A 1,418-nucleotide genomic window follows, 5' to 3' on the forward strand; every position below is an offset into this window, starting at 1 on the left:
TGTAGATCGTGTCGAGAAAGTTGGTGTAAGCGCCCCTAGATAGGAAAACGGCCGCCGCCTTAGAATCTTTTACGGCTAGATAAGAGATTCGAGGAAAGGCAACGACCGCAATGGATACTTTACAGCAGATCCCCGCCGACGGGAACGGCAAAGCCGACCTGCGCGAGCTGGCGCGCGTGCTTCTGGAGACGATGGCCGACGCAGTCATGGACGCTCAGGCGGACGCGCTCTGCGAGGACGGCGCCAACGCACGCAACGGCTACAGGGAGCGCGGGCTCGTCACCGCCGTGGGCCCGATCACGATGCGGATACCGAAGCTGCGCGCGGGGACCTACTTCCCGGAGGGGATCATAGAGCGCTACAGCCGCGTGGACCGCGCCGTCGCCGCGGCGGTGGCCGAGATGTACCAGAACGGCGTCTCGACTCGCAAGGTCCAGAAAGTGGCCGGGAAGCTCGGCATAGAGCGCCTCTCGGCCGACCAGGTGAGCGCGATCTGCAGGTCCCTCGACGAGGAGGTCTCCGCGCTCGCGGAAAGGGCCTTCGAGGGGCTGGAGTTCCCCTACCTGTTCCTCGACGCCACGTACGCCAGGCGCCGCCGTGACGGCCGCGTGCAGTCCACCGCGGCCGTCACGGCGATCGCCTGCGGCGCGGACGGCGTGCGCCGCGTGGTGGGATTCTCCGCGATCGACACCGAGACCCACGCCGGATGGCTCGGGTTCTGCCGCGACCTCAGAAAACGCGGCGTCTCCGGCGTGAGGTGCGTCACGAGCGACGCCCACGAGGGGCTGAAGCGCGCGATAGCGGAGTGCTTCCCGGGCGCCGCCTGGCAGCGCCGCGCCGTGCACCTGGAGCGCAACGTCTGCTCGCTGCTCAAGACCAAGCGCCAGCGCGCCATGGCCGGCAAGGCCCTGCAGGCGGTGTTCCGCGAGGAGGACCCCGCCGTGGTGCGCTGCGCCTACCACGCGGCGATCGACGCCATCGGCGAGATGTCGGGGGAGGCCGCGAGCCTGCTCGAGGAGGCCGAGGCCGACGCGCTCGCGTACCTCGGCTTCCCGGCCGAGCACCGCAGGCGCATCCGCACGAACAACGTGCAGGAGCGCACGAACCGCGAGACAAGGCGCCGCTCGCGCGTGGTGCAGGTGTTCCCGAGCGCAGAGTCCATGATCCGCCTCGTCGGGGCCGTCATGGCCGAGCAGGACGAGGACTGGTCGTCGCGCAGGTGGATCGTGCCGGAGTCGCTCGCGAGGCTGGAGGAGCCGGCGCCCGCCGAGCCGGAGACGACCGAAGAGTCGAGGATGCGGGGCCTCAAGGTCGTGCGGACGGCCATGGAGCTCGCCGACGCGGGGAGGAGGGCGGCATGATGGTATGATGGGCAACGGATTCTAGGCGCGGGGCCGGCCCTATCGGACGGGCGCGAA

The 1,418-nt window shown here is 69.4% G+C and carries 1 protein-coding gene; it reads left to right on the forward strand.

Translation table 11 applies throughout. The annotated features are described in order from the left end of the window. The first annotated feature begins 110 nt into the window (after positions 1-110). A complete protein-coding gene (locus HMPREF1316_RS04540; protein WP_021725757.1) occupies positions 111-1,361 on the forward strand; it encodes an IS256 family transposase in 1,251 nt (416 codons plus the stop codon). Positions 1,362-1,418 lie beyond the last annotated feature (57 nt).

It is taken from the genome of Olsenella profusa F0195 (assembly GCF_000468755.1).
Classification (GTDB): Bacteria; Actinomycetota; Coriobacteriia; order Coriobacteriales; family Atopobiaceae; genus Olsenella_F; species Olsenella_F profusa.

Bases quoted from the DNA above. Each gene is read 5' to 3' on its own strand.
- HMPREF1316_RS04540 (WP_021725757.1), top strand. From the start codon at position 111: ATGGATACTTTACAGCAGATCCCCGCCGACGGGAACGGCAAAGCCGAC.